Below are 755 nucleotides of genomic sequence, written 5' to 3'. Positions count from 1 at the left end.
GTAAGAGTCCCGTGGAGTGGTGGGCTTTGAGGTCATCTCGATGCCGACCGGTCAGCCCTTGGTGAGGGCGACGGTGTCAGTCTGCTCGCTCTTGCCGATCTTGGCCATGGATTCTTCGGAGAGGTAGCGGCGTTCGTCGGTGGCCCATTCGTCGTGGGTGTCGGCCAGGACCGCTCCAACGAGGCGGATGACGGCGGCTTCGTTGGGGAAGATCCCGACGACGCGGGCGCGGCGTTTGATCTCCTTGTTGAGGCGCTCGAGGGGGTTGGTGGACCAGATCTTGCGCCAGTGCTCGCGCGGGAACACCGCGAAGGCGAGGACCTCGGCTTTCGCGTCGTCCATGAGGGCACCGATCTTGGGGTAGCGGGCGGCGAGTTCGTCGCGGACTTTGTCCCACTGCTTGCCCATCGAGGCCAGGTCGGGTTGGGCGAAGATCGTGCGGAACACGGCGGCGACCATCTCGCCCTCGCCCTTGGCCACGTGCGCCAGGACGTTGCGGATGAAGTGGACGCGGCAGCGTTGATGCGCACTGCCCTGCATCGCTCGCCCGATCGCGGCGACCAGGCCGGCGTGCTGGTCGGAGATGACGAGCTGGACCCCGGACAGGCCCCGCTTCTTCAACCCGGTCAGGAAGGCGCGCCAGAACACCTCGTCCTCGCTGTCGCCGACGTCCAACCCGAGGATCTCCCGGCGCCCCTGGCTGGTGACGCCAGTGGCCACCACGACCGCCTTGGACACGACCATGCCGTGCTCGG

Annotated in this window: 1 protein-coding gene; it reads right to left on the bottom strand. The window is 67.2% G+C overall.

What is annotated here, in order from left to right; all coding sequences use genetic code 11:
• Positions 1-51: 51 nt before the first annotated feature.
• Positions 52-755, bottom strand: a 704-nt coding sequence (locus N803_RS17165) for an IS256 family transposase (protein WP_035907577.1), incomplete at its 5' end; no start/stop codon positions are given.

Origin of the sequence: Knoellia subterranea KCTC 19937, from assembly GCF_000768685.1 — a bacterium.
GTDB classification, from domain to species: domain Bacteria; phylum Actinomycetota; class Actinomycetes; order Actinomycetales; family Dermatophilaceae; genus Knoellia; species Knoellia subterranea.
The sequence above is the reverse complement of the archived record's forward strand: the minus strand, read 5'-3'. Positions and strand labels throughout refer to the sequence as shown.